General features: G+C 61.1%; 16 protein-coding genes and 1 CRISPR repeat array. Of the genes, 2 read left to right on the forward strand and 14 right to left on the reverse strand.

The window, feature by feature from the left end:
- The first annotated feature begins 7 nt into the window (after window positions 1–7).
- Window positions 8–635: direct repeats of the CRISPR family, unit length 28 nt; unit sequence GTTCACTGCCGAATAGGCAGCTTAGAAA.
- A 121-nt stretch (window positions 636–756) separates the two neighbouring features.
- The 7 genes from bfr to BUE21_RS10390 form a co-directional block, all read right to left on the reverse strand.
- A complete protein-coding gene (gene bfr, locus BUE21_RS10360; protein WP_073356632.1) occupies window positions 757–1239 on the reverse strand; it encodes a bacterioferritin in 483 nt (160 codons plus the stop codon).
- A 197-nt stretch (window positions 1240–1436) separates the two neighbouring features.
- A complete protein-coding gene (locus BUE21_RS10365) occupies window positions 1437–2309 on the reverse strand; it encodes a segregation and condensation protein A (RefSeq protein ID WP_073356602.1) in 873 nt (290 codons plus the stop codon).
- 6 nt (window positions 2310–2315) lie between these two features.
- Entirely contained in the window at window positions 2316–2534 is a 219-nt protein-coding gene (locus tag BUE21_RS10370) for a DUF3460 family protein (protein ID WP_073356603.1), read from the reverse strand.
- Window positions 2535–2722: 188 nt separating this feature from the next.
- Complete coding sequence (gene aceA / locus BUE21_RS10375; protein ID WP_073356604.1) at window positions 2723–4042, reverse strand: isocitrate lyase; 1320 nt, start codon at window positions 4040–4042, stop codon at window positions 2723–2725.
- A 258-nt stretch (window positions 4043–4300) separates the two neighbouring features.
- Window positions 4301–6043 carry a phosphoenolpyruvate--protein phosphotransferase gene (ptsP, locus tag BUE21_RS10380; protein ID WP_073356633.1) on the reverse strand — a complete coding sequence of 581 codons (1743 nt, stop codon included), beginning with the start codon at window positions 6041–6043 and terminating at the stop codon, window positions 4301–4303.
- Between the two features lie 85 nt (window positions 6044–6128).
- Window positions 6129–6398, reverse strand: a complete 270-nt coding sequence (locus BUE21_RS10385) for an HPr family phosphocarrier protein (RefSeq protein WP_073356605.1) — start codon at window positions 6396–6398, stop codon at window positions 6129–6131.
- Window positions 6367–6867 carry a PTS sugar transporter subunit IIA gene (locus BUE21_RS10390; protein ID WP_073356606.1) on the reverse strand — a complete coding sequence of 167 codons (501 nt, stop codon included), beginning with the start codon at window positions 6865–6867 and terminating at the stop codon, window positions 6367–6369. The genes BUE21_RS10385 and BUE21_RS10390 overlap by 32 nt, the downstream gene beginning before the upstream one ends.
- A 216-nt stretch (window positions 6868–7083) precedes the next feature.
- Between BUE21_RS10390 and BUE21_RS10395 the strand changes: the two genes are divergently transcribed.
- Together BUE21_RS10395 and BUE21_RS10400 are read left to right on the forward strand one after the other, a co-directional pair.
- Window positions 7084–7596, forward strand: a complete 513-nt coding sequence (locus BUE21_RS10395) for a TlpA family protein disulfide reductase (RefSeq protein WP_084523172.1) — start codon at window positions 7084–7086, stop codon at window positions 7594–7596.
- Between the two features lie 48 nt (window positions 7597–7644).
- Window positions 7645–8136 carry a GNAT family N-acetyltransferase gene (locus BUE21_RS10400; RefSeq protein ID WP_073356607.1) on the forward strand — a complete coding sequence of 164 codons (492 nt, stop codon included), beginning with the start codon at window positions 7645–7647 and terminating at the stop codon, window positions 8134–8136.
- 33 nt (window positions 8137–8169) lie between these two features.
- Here BUE21_RS10400 and hisI read toward each other — a convergent pair whose 3' ends face one another.
- The 7 genes from hisI to BUE21_RS10435 all read right to left on the reverse strand — a co-directional run bounded on the left by hisI (window position 8170) and on the right by BUE21_RS10435 (window position 14721).
- On the reverse strand, window positions 8170–8586 hold the full coding sequence (gene hisI / locus BUE21_RS10405; RefSeq protein WP_073356608.1) for a phosphoribosyl-AMP cyclohydrolase: 417 nt from the start codon (window positions 8584–8586) through the stop codon (window positions 8170–8172).
- Window positions 8587–8627: 41 nt separating this feature from the next.
- Window positions 8628–9428, reverse strand: a complete 801-nt coding sequence (gene hisF / locus BUE21_RS10410; RefSeq protein ID WP_073356635.1) for an imidazole glycerol phosphate synthase subunit HisF — start codon at window positions 9426–9428, stop codon at window positions 8628–8630.
- A gap of 107 nt (window positions 9429–9535) precedes the next feature.
- Window positions 9536–10282, reverse strand: a complete 747-nt coding sequence (gene hisA / locus BUE21_RS10415; RefSeq protein ID WP_073356609.1) for a 1-(5-phosphoribosyl)-5-[(5-phosphoribosylamino)methylideneamino]imidazole-4-carboxamide isomerase — start codon at window positions 10280–10282, stop codon at window positions 9536–9538.
- Between the two features lie 90 nt (window positions 10283–10372).
- Window positions 10373–11038: an imidazole glycerol phosphate synthase subunit HisH gene (gene hisH / locus BUE21_RS10420; protein ID WP_073356610.1), complete on the reverse strand. Its 666-nt coding sequence runs from the start codon at window positions 11036–11038 to the stop codon at window positions 10373–10375.
- A gap of 53 nt (window positions 11039–11091) precedes the next feature.
- On the reverse strand, window positions 11092–11715 hold the full coding sequence (gene hisB, locus BUE21_RS10425) for an imidazoleglycerol-phosphate dehydratase HisB (RefSeq protein WP_073356611.1): 624 nt from the start codon (window positions 11713–11715) through the stop codon (window positions 11092–11094).
- Between the two features lie 117 nt (window positions 11716–11832).
- Window positions 11833–12783, reverse strand: a complete 951-nt coding sequence (locus tag BUE21_RS10430) for a TRAP transporter substrate-binding protein (protein ID WP_200796725.1) — start codon at window positions 12781–12783, stop codon at window positions 11833–11835.
- 93 nt (window positions 12784–12876) lie between these two features.
- Complete coding sequence (locus tag BUE21_RS10435; RefSeq protein WP_200796726.1) at window positions 12877–14721, reverse strand: TRAP transporter large permease; 1845 nt, start codon at window positions 14719–14721, stop codon at window positions 12877–12879.
- Window position 14722 lies beyond the last annotated feature (1 nt).

The following is a 14722-nucleotide window of genomic DNA, read 5'->3' on the forward strand; positions in this document are numbered from 1 at the left end:
CACAGCCGTTCACTGCCGAATAGGCAGCTTAGAAATCAAGACGTTTTTTGAACACCTTCAACTGGTCGTTCACTGCCGAATAGGCAGCTTAGAAAAGTCAGATCGCTTGTGGGGTCATACGCCATAGGTTCACTGCCGAATAGGCAGCTTAGAAATGAATCACCGTTTCCGCTTCGGCTTGTGAAATGTTCACTGCCGAATAGGCAGCTTAGAAAAACAATGTGCTGATGGATTATCAGACGACTGCGTTCACTGCCGAATAGGCAGCTTAGAAACAGCATGGCAGCGTCATCTTGGTGATTGCACTGTTCACTGCCGAATAGGCAGCTTAGAAAAATACGCCGATGGCGAAAGCCCACTGTAAAAAGTTCACTGCCGAATAGGCAGCTTAGAAAATAAATACGGACGCCTTTGATAAAAGCGGAAGGTTCACTGCCGAATAGGCAGCTTAGAAAATCGTCATAAGATGCGGCTGGCAATGTAATTCGTTCACTGCCGAATAGGCAGCTTAGAAAGAAGAACAGCCGATGGTATGCGCGTGGGACGTGTTCACTGCCGAATAGGCAGCTTAGAAACTACGGGGAAAAAGCCGCGGTTAATTCTGCGCGTTCACTGCCGAATAGGCAGCTTAGGAATGGTCGCCCCAGATTCCCAGATTTCGAGCAGCTCTTTTTCGTTCACCGCCGAATAGGCAGCAGAAGCTGCAAAGATAAATGAAAGAATCCTCAACAACTTTTACTGCCGTACGGTGGTAACTCAATGCGCTTCAGCCTCACCCAGTTGCGATTGCATGTAGTTTTCCGGGCCGATTTTCTGGATCAGGGCCAGTTGTGTATCGAGGTAATCGATGCGTTCCTCGGTTTCTTCCAGCAGGCGGCGCAAGGTGTCACGAGAGACGTAGTCGAGCACTTCTTCGCAGGCGATGATGCCGTCGCGCAGGTTTTTCTGCGATTCATATTCCAGTGCCAGATCGCATTCCAGCAGTTCTTCCACGGTTTCGCCGATGCGCAGTTTGCCCAGGTCTTGCAGGTTGGGCAGGCCGTCGAGGATGAAGACTCGCTCCATCAGGCGGTCGGTGTACTTCATGGCGTGGATGGATGCCTTGTATTCTTTTTTGCCCAGCTCGGAAAAGCCCCAGTGTTCCAGCATCCGGTAATGCACGAAATACTGGTTGATGGCTGTCAGCTCGATCTTGAGCTGGGATTGCAGACTCTGCATGACTTTCTTATCGCCGATCATGGCATACCCTTTCTGGTGGAGCGACCGCTGGCGTGGGAGCATGTGGCCAATGCCTGTGCCCTGCCCCCGCCTGTTCTGTGAATGTCTGCCATTGTCGGCGGCCTGTGACGACCGTGCAATGCAAGTCCTCACAGCAGTGGTCTGGTTGCTTTTGATGCTGTGTGTCGGAATCATTCCTGCTGCCACACTTGCGCAATTCACACAGTGCGCACCATCACATAAATAGGCGCGAAGGCTTCGGCCTGCACGATTTCGATGAGGTTTTCCTTGCCCAGCTCCAGCAGGGCAACGAACGTGACGACCAGTACCGGAACGCTGTGGCTGGCATCGAAAAGTTTTTCGAATTCCACATAGGGATGGCCTTGCAGCGTGCGCAAGACCCGGCTCATGTATTCGCGGACACTGAGCTTTTCGCGCGTGATGGTGTGGTGCGCCAGCAGCTTGCTGCGCCGCACGATGGCCTGCCAGGCGCGTTGCAGGGCTTCGGGCGTGACGGTGGGCAGTGCCACCGGGGCTTCGTGGGTGGGCACATGGGCACTGGCACACCAGAAGTCCCGTCCCTGCTGTGGCAAGACGGCCAGTTGCTGGGCGGCCTGCTTGGTTTTTTCGTATTCCAGCAGCCGCCGCACCAGTTGTGCGCGCGGGTCTTCGGCCTCTTCCTCATTGACCACAGGCGGGCGTGGCAGCAGCATGCGCGATTTGATTTCGATCAGCATGGCTGCCATCAGCAGGTAATCGGCGGCCAGTTCGAGGTTGTGGCTGCGGATTTCCTGCACATAGTCCATGTATTGCCGCGTCAGCGGCTCCATCGGAATGTCGAGGATGTTGAAGTTCTGCCGACGGATCAGGTACAGCAGCAGATCCAGTGGGCCTTCGAATGCCTCCAGGAAAATTTCCAGCGCGTCGGGCGGGATGTAGAGATCGGCGGGCAGTTCAAACAGCGGCTCGCCATAGAGCCGGGCGAAAGCGGTGACAGCGGTTGCGTCGTCGGTGTTGGCATGCGCGGTGCCGGATGCCACTTCTTCTGGCTTTGCCTCCGGCACGGTATCAGCAGGGGAAGCGGTGCTCACCCGGCATCATTCGGCGGTTTCGCCTGCGTTGGTCTGGTAGACATACGGCTTTTGGGATACTTTGCCAGCGCGGTACTCCTGCCAGAGCTGGCGATCCACACTTTTGTCCCAGAGCAGGCCGCGCCCGGCGACTTGCTGTTCGTCCAGATGCGGTTTTTGCTCCTTGAGCTGGTCGATGAACTGGGTGGCTTCGGAACGGTAGTGGGGGCGTGCGAAGAAGGACATGTCAAAGCCTCGTCTGGGGTGTGGTTTCATGTGGGGATAGATGGCTGATTTTACCGGCAGTTTTCCTCCCTGCTGCACACTCGCACCACACGCCCAAAACAAAACCGGCACAAGGCCGGTTCTGTGGACACAATCACTTTACCCCCAAGGCTGCGCCAGCGCAGTCCTGGGTGAGTGATGGTCGTTTGTCAGTGGAACTGCTCTTCTTCGGTGGAGCCGGTCAGGGCCTTCACGCTGGAGGAGCCTCCCTGGATGACGGTGGTCACGTCGTCGAAGTAGCCTGCGCCGACTTCCTGCTGGTGCGACACGAACGTGTAGCCTTGTTCGCGAGCTGCGAATTCAGGCTCCTGCACCTGTTCCACGTAGTGCTTCATGCCTTCGCCACGGGCATAGGCGTGGGCGAACTGGAAGGTGTTGTACCAATTGACGTGGATACCGGCCAGCGTGATGAACTGGTACTTGTAGCCCAGTGCCGACAGGTCTTCCTGGAAGGAAGCAATCTGGCTGTCGTTGAGGTTCTTCTTCCAGTTGAAAGAAGGTGAGCAGTTGTAGGACAGCAGCTTGCCGGGGTTGGCGGCCAGCACGGCCTGGGCAAATTCACGGGCAAAGCCGATGTCAGGCACGCCGGTTTCGCACCACACCAGATCGGCGTAGGGAGCGTAGGCCACGCCACGGCTGATGGCTTGCTCCAGACCGTTCTTGACGCGGTAGAAACCTTCCTGGGTGCGTTCGCCGGTCAGGAATGGCTTGTCGTTGGCATCGTAGTCGGAGGTGATGAGGTTGGCGGCTTCTGCGTCGGTACGGGCCAGCACGATGGTGGGCACGCCCATCACGTCGGCGGCAAAGCGGGCGGCAACCAGTTTCTCGATGGCTTCCTGGGTCGGAACCAGCACCTTGCCACCCATGTGGCCGCACTTCTTGACGGCAGCGAGCTGGTCTTCAAAGTGGACGCCAGCAGCACCAGCGACGATCATGTTCTTCATCAGTTCGAAGGCGTTGAGCACGCCGCCGAAACCGGCTTCTGCATCGGCCACGATGGGCAGGAAGTAGTCGATGAAGCCTTCATCGCCAGGGCCAATGCCACGGCCCCACTGGATTTCATCGGCGCGCTTGAAGGTGTTGTTGATGCGGCGCACCATGGTAGGGACGGAGTCGTAGGCGTACAGCGACTGGTCGGGGTACATGGTTTCGGACGTGTTGCCGTCAGCGGCCACTTGCCAGCCCGACAGGTACACGGCTTCCAGACCGGCCTTGGCCTGCTGCATGGCCTGACCGGCGGTGATGGCACCGAATGCGTTCACATAGCCTTTCTTGGCTCCGCCATTGACACGCTCCCAGAGCTTTTCGGCACCTTGCTTGGCCAGGGTGTACTCGATTTGCTGGCTGCCGCGCAGACGCACCACATCGGCTGCGGAATAGGCGCGCTTGACGCTTTTCCAGCGGGGGCTTTCGGCCCATTCCTTTTCCAGGGCAGCGATCTGTTGTTCGCGGGTCAGTTGGTTGGACATGTGTGACTCCTCAAGGGCAAATGAAAAAACGAAGATGAAGGGAACGGTTTGAATTCTACCGATACCTTACATCTTATGTCTTATATAAGACTTATTTTTATATGATTAAAAATCAAACACTTACCAAAATTTTTCTTAATGTGGATGAGATTTGTGTTCAATGAAATGCCGATGCTGCATCGCAATAAGGAAATTCCCATTTGGCGAACTTTTTCTCGCAATATGAAATTTTTGACGCAAATTGGCAAGCAAGCGCGTTCAGCGCACAGGCATAAGACGGCGGGGGTCGTTGCTGGCCAGAACCTCCTGTGCCCAGGTTTGCAGGGCACGGGTATCGGCACACAGCACCTGCTCCTTGACTGCAAGGATTTGCGCCGGATGGGACGAGAAAATACGCAGTCCCATGCCCAGCAGCAAATGGGTGATGGCCGGCTCGCCTGCCATCTCGCCACAGACGCTGACTTTCTTGCCGCGCTGGCGACAGCGGTCGATGACATGGGCAATCAGGCGCAGCACCGCCGGATGCAGCGCGTCAAACAGATGCGCGACGCTTTCATCGGCGCGGTCGATGGCGAGGGTGTACTGTGTCAGGTCGTTGGTGCCGATGGAGACGAAGTCGAACACGTCCAGGAACTGATCGATCATCAGGGCTGCCGCTGGCACTTCGATCATGGCTCCCAATTGAATGGGGCCAAAGGCCACACCGGTATCGCGCAGTTCCTGCCGAGCCTGTTCCAGTTGGGCCAGCACCTGTTCAATCTCGGCCTGCTGCGCCAGCATGGGGATGAGGATGTTCACCGGCCCGTGGCAGGCAGCACGCAACAGCGCGCGCAATTGGGCGCGGAACATGACCGGTTCGGCCAATGACCAGCGAATGGCCCGCAAACCCAGTGCCGAAGGTTGCAACGCGCCCTGGCGGCCCTTGCCCAGAGGCTTGTCTGCGCCAATGTCCACGGTGCGAATGGTCACGGGCAAGCCCCCCATTCCTTCCACCGCCTGCCGGTACGCCTGGTACTGTTCTTCTTCATCGGGCAAGTCGCCCGTGCGCCCCATGAACAGGAATTCGCTGCGAAACAGGCCAATGCCATCGGCTCCATGCTCCAGTGCCGCCACCGTGTCGGTGGGCAGTTCGATGTTGGCCTGCAAGCTGATTTTTTCGCCATCGCGTGTGACGGCAGGGGTGTGCTGCAACTGCGACTGACGTTCGCGCACTTGCTGCTCGTGCTGTTGCTGCTGGCGATAGCTGGCCAGTTCGGCTGCGTCGGGTGCGACGATGACGCGCCCAGTGCCCGCCTCCACCACCAGCCAGTCATCCGCCCTAATAGACTCAATCGCCTTGCGCGCACCCACCACGGCAGGGATGTCCATGCTGCGTGCCACGATGGCGGTATGCGACGTGGAGCCGCCCACCTCGGTGACAAATCCGGCAAATGTGCCGTGGCGAAAATGCAGCATGTCCGCCGGTGCCAGATCGTGTGCCACCACAATCAACGGTGTTTCGTCCCTGGCAGCACCAGTGGCATCGGGAACCGCAGGCTTGGCTGCGTCCTTGGATGACGGACTGCTCTGCTTCATGAAACGCAACACCCGGCCCATCAACTGCGCCAGATCGGCCTTGCGTTCGCGCAGATAGGGGTCGTCCATGCGGTCGAACTCCTGCACCAGCGTTTCGTAGTGCTTGACCAATGCCCATTCGGCGTTGTAGTGGCGTTGCACAATCCAGCCCTGCACGGACTGCTTCAGTGTCTCGTCCTGCAACAGCATCAGATGCACGTCGAGCAAGGCCAGCAGTTCGGCAGAGGCCGGCTCTGCCGCCGGAAGGCTGGCCTGCACGGCCTGCAACTCACCAACGGCCTGATTCAACCCCTGTTGCAGGCGTTCGATTTCCTGGGGAATCAGTGGCGGCACGATCAGATAACGCTTCACATCCAGATTGTCGGCCCCAAACAGAACGGCGCGACCAATGGCAATGCCGCGCGAGACGGCAATGCCCTGAATCATCTTCTTCAAGTGGCTCTCCTTGAGCGGCTGCAAGCACGGCATGACGGGCCATGCGGTACGGTATGCGGGAGTGAGTCAGTGGGCCTCACTCACCTTCGCCAAAGCGGTCGGCAATCAATGCCAGCAAGGCATCCATGGCCTGCTGCTCCTGATCGCCATCGGTCTCCAGTTCCACCTCCGAGCCAATCCCGGCGGCCAGCATCATCACACCCATGATGCTCTTGGCATTGATGCGCCTGCCATTGCGGCTCATCCAGACCTGGCAGGGGAAACTGCCTGCCAGTTTGGTCAGCTTGGCCGAGGCACGCGCGTGAAGACCGAGTTTATTGATGATGGTGGTTTTGCTGCGGATCATGGGAATGGTGTTGTTGGAATTGGGTGGCCTGAACGGAAGTCTCCGGCAGTGCCAGAACCCCATTGACCCCGCCGGACACGGCCCGCTCCACCCAGTCGGCCAGTGGCTCGTGGCGATAGCTGATGGCCCGCACCAGCATGGGCAGATTGACCCCGGCGATCACCCGGACGGCGGATACCCCTGCCAGGCTCAGGGCGGCCAGTCGGTGCGCCACATTCGAGGGCGTGGCCCCGAACAGATCGGTCAGGACGAGCAACGGTGCGGCATGACCAACGCAAGCGGCTTCACCAACAGGCAGTCGCGCCAGTTGCTGCAAGGCACGATCCAGGGACTCCTGCGGATGCTCATCGGCCTGTACATCCAGCGCGGCAACATACTGGCCACAGTCAGGAAATACATGCAAGGCGCATTGCAGCAACGCACTGGCCAGCGGACTGTGCGCCACAATCAAAATCCGGGAGTCATTCATGACCTGTATTATCTTCCACCCTGTTCCGCCGGCCACGCAGCGGGAGCAGGAATTGCCCTGATTCGCTGATGTTTATCAGGGCCTAAACAACCAGCTTCCCGGAATTATGACAAGCAGGCCCGCAAGGTTTGGGGCATACTGGCATTGGCCTTGCGGGTCACACTCCTTACAATGGTTTTCTGTACCGGGAGTGCGGCTCCGGCCCACGCTGCTGACATGACCCATCTTCTGAAAAAAAACCTGCTTTCCCTGATCTTGCTGGTTCTGCTGGCCACGGCCCTGTGGCTGGTGTTGCGCCCCACTGCCGTGGCGGCTCCTGCCTCGGCATTCCTGCTGCTGGATGGCAGCGTGCGGCATACCCATGATTTTCAGGGGAAGGTGACACTGGTGAACTTCTGGGCCACCAGTTGCACGAGTTGCGTGGCAGAGATGCCGGCCCTGGCGGCCACGCACGAGAAATTCAAAAGCCGGGGCTACGATACCGTGGCCGTGGCCATGTCCTACGACCGGCCCGAATATGTACAGCATTTTGCCCAAAGTCGGCAACTGCCTTTTGATGTGGCATTCGACCGGGATGGTTCGATTGCCCGCGACTGGGCCGATGTCCGTGCCACCCCCACCAGTTTTCTGCTCGACCCCGAGGGCCGCATCGTGCGGCGTTATGTGGGGCCACCAGACATGGCGCGGCTGCATGCCAGCATCGAGAAACTGCTGCCATCTCCAGACTGACCCCACCCTTTTTTCTGCATTCACCCACCACCGCCGCAAGGCCTAGACATGGAAGCGCAAACGATTGACCTGCACATTGCCCGTAGCCCCCAGGATATGGACGATGCGCGCTTGCTGTTCGAGGAATACGCCCAGAGCCTGGAACTGGACCTGGCCTTTCAGAACTTTGAGCACGAACTCGACACCCTCCCCGGCGACTATGCCGAACCCTCCGGCGTGATTTACCTCGCCCGCATCGATGGCCTGCTGGCAGGCTGCTGTGCCCTGCGGCCGCTGTTCAATACGCATTACTCCAACGCCTGCGAGATGAAACGCCTGTATGTGCGCAAGGCGTTCAGGGGCTTTGGCCTGGGTCGGCAGTTGAGCGAGGCGATTGTGGAGTTTGCCCATATCGCGGGCTATTCGTGCATTCTGCTCGATACGCTCAACGAAATGGAAACCGCCCGCGCCCTCTACGAAGAGCTGGGCTTTGCCGAAGTGGAGCCGTACTACTTCAACCCCTACCCCGGCGCACGCTACCTCAAGGCCGATCTGAACTGAACCGGCAACTGAAGCCGCAGATGCCTCACTCCATCAGCCATAAATGCTGCCGGGGTCTTTGAGCACCGGCTCCACGGTCTGCCACTGGCCGTGTTCCAGTTTCTGGAAAAAGCAACTGTGGCGGCCAGTGTGGCAGGCAATCGACGGAGCATGGCCGTGCTGGGTGATGGTCAGCAGCACCACATCGTTGTCGCAATCGAGGCGAATTTCGTGGACTTGCTGAAAATGCCCCGACTCCTCGCCCTTGTGCCAGAGCTTGCCTCGTGAGCGGCTGTAGTACACGGCCTGGCCGCGTGCGGCGGTGGCAGCCAGTGCCTCGCGGTTCATCCAGGCGAACATGAGCACGTCGCCCGTGCCCTGTTCCTGGGCGATCACCGGAACCAGCCCCTTGTCATCCCAGCGCACGGCATCCAGCCATGCGGCATCGGCGGTGTGGTTTGTTGCTGTCATCGTGTTTCTTTCCAAAAATCCCACGCTTGCGCTGGCCGCGCTCACAGGCGCACGGGAATTCCGCGACTGGCCATGTATTCCTTGGCCTGCTGCACCGTGTAGGTGCCAAAGTGGAAGATGCTGGCGGCCAGTACTGCGTCCGCGCCTCCTTGGGTCACGCCCTCTGCCAGATGCTCCAGCGTGCCCACACCGCCAGAGGCAATGACGGGAATGCCGACCGCGTCGCTGATGGTGCGGGTCAGCTCCAGATCGAAACCGGCCTTGGTGCCATCCCGGTCCATGCTGGTCAGCAGCAACTCACCCGCGCCGCGCTGCGCCATCTCCCGCGCCCATTGCACGGCATCCAGCCCGGTATCCTTGCGGCCACCGTGGCTGAACACATTCCAGCCGGGGCCGCGTGGCTGGCCGCTGGCATCGGGCTGCTGTTGGGCCTCGGCACTGCGTCGCTTGGCATCGATGGCCACCACGATGCACTGCGAGCCGTATTTGTCGGAAGCCTCGCTGATGACTTGCGGGTTGGCGATGGCCGCTGAATTGAAGCTGGTCTTGTCGGCTCCGGCATTGAGCAGGCGGCGCACATCGGCCACGGTGCGCACCCCGCCGCCCACGGTCAGCGGAATGAAGACCTGCGAGGCCACGGCCTCGATGATGGGCAGAATCAGGTCGCGGCCATCGCTGGTGGCGGTGATGTCGAGGAAGGTGAGTTCATCCGCGCCCTGCTCGTTGTAGCGGGCGGCAATTTCCACGGGGTCGCCCGCATCGCGCAATTCCACGAAATTGACGCCCTTGACCACGCGCCCGCCCGTGACATCCAGGCAGGGAATAATCCGTTTGGCCAGCATGACAGCCTGCTCCTTGGCAATGCACATGGATTGCCGCTATGTTTTGTTGGTAAGAGTAGCAAGGCGGGCGGCAGCGCGTGCCGGTCTGCCCGCCTGGGTAGGCAGCGTTACAGCGTGGCGGCCAGTTCGTCGGCGCGTTCCTGCGCCTTGGCAAAATCCAGCGCGCCGGTGTAGATGGAGCGGCCACAGATCACGCCTTCCACTCCTTCGTGCTCCACGGCTACCAGTTGCTCGATGTCCGCAATGCCCGACAGTCCGCCCGATGCGATGATCGGCACGTCCACGGCCTGCGCCAGGCGCACGGTGGCCTCCACATTGATGCCGGTGAGCATGCCATCGCGGCCAATGTCGGTGTAGATGATGGACTCGATGCCATAGTCCTCGAACTTGCGGGCCAGATCGACCACATCCACGCCGGTGATCTTGCTCCAGCCATCGGTGGCCACCTTGCCGTCCTTGGCATCGATGCCGACGATGATATGGCCGCCGAAGGCACTGCACGCATCGCGCAGGAAACCGGGGTTCTTCACCGCCGCCGTGCCGATGATGACGTAGCTGATGCCGCTGTCGATGTACTGCTCGATGGTGTCCAGATCGCGGATGCCGCCGCCCAGTTGCACGGGGATGCGCTCGTCCACCTCTTTCAGGATGGACTTGATGGCCAACAGATTGCGGGGCTTGCCCGCGAACGCGCCGTTCAGATCGACCAGATGCAGCCGCCTCGCGCCTTCGTTGAGCCAGCGGCGCGCCACCAGCGCGGGTTCCTCGCCGAAAGTGGTGGATTGATCCATATCGCCTTGCACGAGGCGAACGCAGTGGCCATCCTTGAGGTCAATTGCAGGAATCAGAAGCATGGGAGATCAGACAGTGTGAGCGGCGCAGCGTGCGCACGGGGTTGATGGAAAGGAAAGCGGAAGAAAACGCCACAGCCACCAATCATGGCTTCATGGCTGCCAGCGCAGGAAGTTGCGGTACAGCGCGATGCCCTGGTCGGCACTTTTTTCGGGGTGAAATTGTGTCGCAAAAAGGTTGTCGCGCACAATGGCCGAGGCGAATGGTTCGCCATATTCGGTGTATCCGGCGCAATGCTCCGGGCGGTCGGGCTGGGCATAATAGCTGTGGACGAAGTAGAACCAGCTGCCATCGGCAATGCCCTGCCACATGGGGTGATTCGGATGGGCCGCACTGCGGTGCACGCGGTTCCAACCCATTTGCGGGATTTTGTAGCGGCTGCCATCGGGCTGCAACCGCCCTTCCAGCGCAAAACGCCGCACCCGCCCCGGAATCAGGCCCAGCGAGGGCGTATCGCCCTCCTCGCTGTGCTCCAGCAGCATCTGCATGCCCACGCAGACCCCGAACAGCGGCTTGCTCTGCGCGGCCTGCAACACCGGCTCCAGCAGGCCCGAGGCGCGCAACTCGCGCATGCAGTCGGCCATCGCGCCCTGCCCCGGCAGGATGATGCGGTTGGCCGCGCGCAAGATGGCAGGGTCGTTGCTGAGCGTGACCTGCCAGGGAGTGTCTGCCGCCGCATGCACCGCCGCCTGCCAGACCGAGCGCAGGTTGCCGGAGCCGTAATCGACCACCACCAGGGTTTTGGAGGAATCAGTCATCGAGAATCAGGAATTCGGGAAAAAATAGGTCAGTATCAGGGAGCGAAGCGGTTTCAGAGTACGCCCTTGGTGGAAGGAATCACGCCGACCATGCGGGCATCCTGCTCCACGGCCATGCGCAAGGCGCGGCCAAACGCCTTGAATGCAGTCTCGGCCTGATGGTGGGCGTTGATGCCCTTGAGGTTGTCCACATGCACGGTAGCCAATGCGTGGTTGGCAAAGCCCTGGAAGAATTCATAGGCCAGTTGGGTGTCGAACTGGCCGATCATGCCACTGGTGAAGGGAATGTGGAAATGCAGGCCGGGCCGACCGGAGAGATCGATGACCACGCGGCTGAGGGCTTCATCCAGCGGCACATAGGCGTGGCCGTAGCGGCGCAGACCTTTCTTGTCGCCCACGGCACGGGCAATCGCCTGCCCCAGCGTGATGCCCACATCTTCTACGGTGTGGTGCCCATCAATGTGCAGATCGCCCTGGCAATGCACGTCCAGATCGATCAGGCCGTGGCGGGCAATCTGGTCGAGCATGTGATCGAAGAAGCCGATGCCGGTGTGCAGGTTGCTGATACCACTGCCATCGAGATTCACCCGCACATGAATGCGGGTTTCGGCCGTGTCGCGGCTGACTTCGGCAATGCGGCTGCTGTGCTGGGTGGGAACGAGCGCGGAAGAGGTCATGGATCGGTGGGGTTGGCCTGTTATGCCTGTTGTAACAATCGGGAAACCCAATGGGAGTATGGCTGTATTGTGCCGCAAATTCCCGTTGCTACCGGCAGAGCGTGCATGCGTGCGCCATCAGCCACCTGCTTTGGCCAGTGCGCGGATGTCGGCAATCGCGGCCTCGCCACCCACGGCATCGGCCATTTTTTCCCAGACGGCATGTGCCCCGGCTTCCCAGGCCGGGCGGTTCTCGGCGGGCAGCACCTGCGCCCCTGCCGCCTGCGCAATCTGCATGGACACAGCTTCATCGGCCTGCATCAGGGTGTTGAAAGTCTGCGCGGCTTCGCGGGCGGCAGCCTGGAACACCGCCTGCTGTTCGGGCGACAACCGGCTCCAGAAGGACTGCGAGAAATACACCACGCCAGTCGCCCAGATATGAGCGGTTTCGGTCAGGCAGGGCACGACTTCGTAGAGGCGAAACCCCGCGTAGGCCGATTGGGTCAAGTCCATTGCCTCGACCACGCCATTGGCCAGTGCGTTGTAGGTTTCCGGGATCGGGATGCCAGTGGGAATGGCCCCGTAGGCCGACCACAGCTGCGTATGCAGCGCGCTCTGGACGCTGCGAAAACGCAGGCCGCGCAAGCCATCGGGTGTGGTGATGGGGGTCTTGGTCAGCAAATGGCGTGCCCCATAGTTGATATAGGCCAGCACCACGAATTGCTGGCTTGCGAACCGTTGCTGCAAGCGTTGCCCCGGCGCGCCTTCGGTGGCCCGCTGCACATGGGCGGCATCCTGGAACAGGAAGGGCAAATCCAGCACCTGCGCTTCAGGCACCCAGGCCGACAGGGCCGATACCGTGGAGAGGCTGGCCTGCACCGCGCCCAGCCGGATGGCTTCGGCCACCTCCCGCTCGCCACCCAATGCGGCATTTTTCACGATATTGAAGCGGAATGCACCGGGCAACCGCTGCTGCACCAGTTCGGCAAATCGGTGCCAGATGCGCGTCTCCGGCTTGTCATCCCCCAGCAGCGAGGCCACCGTCACCGTCGTGGCCTTGGCGGCATGGGCCGGGCGATTCAGTGCCATTCCAGTCGTTCCTGCCATGGCAGCGAGTGTCGCCATGCGGTGCACAAACGTGCGTCGGTTCAAACCCATCAAATTGCTCCTTTTCTTGGTATTTCAAAATAACGGCGGCAACCACAGGGCTGCGGCGCACAGCAGGGCCAGTGCCGCCAGCAAGGCCAGCACATACGGCCAGACCGCGCGGAACATGGCTGTGGCGGGCACACCGCTGAGGCCGCTGACGACCAGAATCAGCATGCCACAGGGTGGGGTCAGGCCACCGATCATCAGCGTCACGACCACAATCACGCCAAAGGCCACCGGGTCAATGCCCGCCTGCACCGCCAGTGGCAACAGCAAGGGGGCCAGCAGCAAAATGGCTGCGCCGGTATCCAGCACCAGTCCCAGCAGCAGCAACAGGCCGCAGATGAGCAACAGCACCCATGCCGGATGCGTGCCCCACTGCGCCAGCGTGGCCACCCACTGGCTGGAGAGGCCATCCACCGCCAGTGCGAACGCCAGCGGCCCGGCAGTGCCGATCAGCATACCGATGGCAGCGGCCTCGCCTGCCGCCTGGCGCAGGCCGTGGTACAGCCCACGCCATCCCAGCCGTGCCCCCCAGCCCAGCAGCAAGGTGTAGCAGGCTGCCACGGCTGCGGCCTCCGTGGTGGTGACCACGCCCATGCGGATGCCCAGCACCACAATCACCCCCAGCCCCAACGCGGGAATGGCTGCAACTGCCGCGCTGCGCACCTGTGCCCCATCCGCTCTGGGGCGCGTGCCACCTGCACCGGCTTGCGTGGCGCAAGGGGCTGTCAGGCGCATGGCCAGCCCCAGCATCACGGCCATCACCAGTCCCGCCAGCACACCGCCCACCAGCAAACGCCCTACCGACAACTGGGTGGCTGCGGCCAGCATCAGGAAGGCAATCGAAGGGGGAATCACATTGTCCAGCACTGCCGTGGCGGCCACAATCGCCCCGGCACGCTCGGGCCGATAGCCGTGGCGCACCAGTTCCGGGTAGAACGTGGCCGTGCCGAATGCCGCATTCGCCACCGAAGAACCCGATGCCCCGGAAAACAGCACACTGCTGAGCAAGGTGGTCTGCGCCAGCCCGCCACGCCAGTGCCCGACCAGCGCGCTGGATAGCCGCACCAGCCGCGCTGCCATGCCGGACTGGGTCAGCCACACCCCGGCCAGCAGGAAAAACGGAATGGCCAGCAACAGAAAGCGCGACATGCCCGTGACCACGTTGTGTACCAGCGCGGGTTCCGGCAGGCTGCTGCCCCAGGGAATGGCCAGGTACGCGGCGGCCAGAAACGCATGGGGCAAGGGTGCGCCCACCAGCAACCCCAGCAGGGCAAACACCGCCAACACCAGCGAACTGGGTGCATCCAGCGGCCAGTGGCCCCACTGCCCCACGCCATAGGCCAGAACAGCCAGTCCCGCAGCACACAGCAGCGACCAGACGCGCCCCTGTGCCAGATGGCGCAACAGCACCAGGGCCAGCATCAATACGCCGCTGCCCGCAAACAAGGCAAAGCGCAGCCATTGCGGCAGGCCCAGGGCGGGCGAAATGCCGCCAATCATGCCCACCATCCGGCTACCGCCCAGCGCGATCACCAGTGCGCTGAGCAGCACGCAGGCATCGGCCAGCCCATCGGCAAGCGGCTGTGCCCATTCGGGCAGACGGTCGCGCACACCCACCAGCCGCAAGGCCAGCGTACTGTGCAAAGCCAGTGGCGCGCCCACGGCAATCAAGGCCACATGCAGCCAGATGGCCGCATCTTCCGCACCCACCCAGCCCGTGCCGAAGCCATAGCGCAACACTACCGAGGCCATCACCAGCAGCAACAAAACCGCCAACAACGCTGCCCCGGCCACGCCCAGCACTGCCTCCAGTGCGCGCAGAGCCTGCGAGGCCCGTCGGGCGACAGGATTCAGGGCTGCCGCAGGAGCCATC

The organism is Lampropedia hyalina DSM 16112 (assembly GCF_900129055.1).
In the GTDB taxonomy this organism is placed as follows: Bacteria; Pseudomonadota; Gammaproteobacteria; order Burkholderiales; family Burkholderiaceae_C; genus Lampropedia; species Lampropedia hyalina.

Coding starts and splice junctions, on each gene's coding strand:
- ptsP (WP_073356633.1), bottom strand. CDS start 6,043: ATGATTCAGGGCATTGCCGTCTCGCGCGGCATTGCCATTGGTCGCGCC.
- BUE21_RS10430 (WP_200796725.1), bottom strand. CDS start 12,783: ATGGCACTGAATCGCCCGGCCCATGCCGCCAAGGCCACGACGGTGACG.
- BUE21_RS10390 (WP_073356606.1), bottom strand. CDS start 6,867: ATGAATGACTCCCGGATTTTGATTGTGGCGCACAGTCCGCTGGCCAGT.
- bfr (WP_073356632.1), bottom strand. CDS start 1,239: ATGATCGGCGATAAGAAAGTCATGCAGAGTCTGCAATCCCAGCTCAAG.
- hisI (WP_073356608.1), bottom strand. CDS start 8,586: ATGACAGCAACAAACCACACCGCCGATGCCGCATGGCTGGATGCCGTG.
- aceA (WP_073356604.1), bottom strand. CDS start 4,042: ATGTCCAACCAACTGACCCGCGAACAACAGATCGCTGCCCTGGAAAAG.
- hisA (WP_073356609.1), bottom strand. CDS start 10,282: ATGCTTCTGATTCCTGCAATTGACCTCAAGGATGGCCACTGCGTTCGC.
- hisF (WP_073356635.1), bottom strand. CDS start 9,428: ATGCTGGCCAAACGGATTATTCCCTGCCTGGATGTCACGGGCGGGCGC.
- BUE21_RS10385 (WP_073356605.1), bottom strand. CDS start 6,398: ATGATCCGCAGCAAAACCACCATCATCAATAAACTCGGTCTTCACGCG.
- BUE21_RS10400 (WP_073356607.1), top strand. CDS start 7,645: ATGGAAGCGCAAACGATTGACCTGCACATTGCCCGTAGCCCCCAGGAT.
- BUE21_RS10435 (WP_200796726.1), bottom strand. CDS start 14,721: ATGGCTCCTGCGGCAGCCCTGAATCCTGTCGCCCGACGGGCCTCGCAG.
- hisH (WP_073356610.1), bottom strand. CDS start 11,038: ATGACTGATTCCTCCAAAACCCTGGTGGTGGTCGATTACGGCTCCGGC.
- hisB (WP_073356611.1), bottom strand. CDS start 11,715: ATGACCTCTTCCGCGCTCGTTCCCACCCAGCACAGCAGCCGCATTGCC.
- BUE21_RS10370 (WP_073356603.1), bottom strand. CDS start 2,534: ATGTCCTTCTTCGCACGCCCCCACTACCGTTCCGAAGCCACCCAGTTC.
- BUE21_RS10395 (WP_084523172.1), top strand. CDS start 7,084: ATGACCCATCTTCTGAAAAAAAACCTGCTTTCCCTGATCTTGCTGGTT.